Source organism: Kineosporia babensis (assembly GCF_021129305.1).
GTDB lineage: Bacteria > Actinomycetota > Actinomycetes > Actinomycetales > Kineosporiaceae > Kineosporia > Kineosporia babensis.
Genome location: NZ_JAJOMB010000086.1, coordinates 1 through 275 on the forward strand (window position 1 = coordinate 1; position 275 = coordinate 275).

The 275-nt window shown below is 65.1% G+C and carries 1 pseudogene; it reads right to left on the reverse strand.

Features of this window, described 5'->3' with window-relative positions:
- Positions 1–253 (reverse strand): annotated as a pseudogene (locus LR394_RS41070) (IS5/IS1182 family transposase); the annotation flags it as partial.
- Between the last annotated feature and the right edge of the window lie 22 nt (positions 254–275).

Consider the following 275-nt stretch of genomic DNA (forward strand, 5'->3'; position numbering starts at 1 on the left):
CGGCCAGAACGGCGATGCCCTCGTCCCGGTAGCTGTAGGCGGTCGAGCCGGAGATCTTGTTGTCCCTGGCCAGCGCGCTCATCCGGGTGTCGTCGATGAGCCACCGCAAGACGAGAACCGCCTGCCAGTACGGGGTCAAAGCCCTTCTCCCCGAACGTGTGCCACGCCGATCACGCTCATCGGCCAGCAAGGCGGACAGGAACAGCACGAGGTCCTCGGATACCTCGAGAACCCCTTCGTATGAGACGCTCATCAGCGCGCGGGACCTCTGGGAC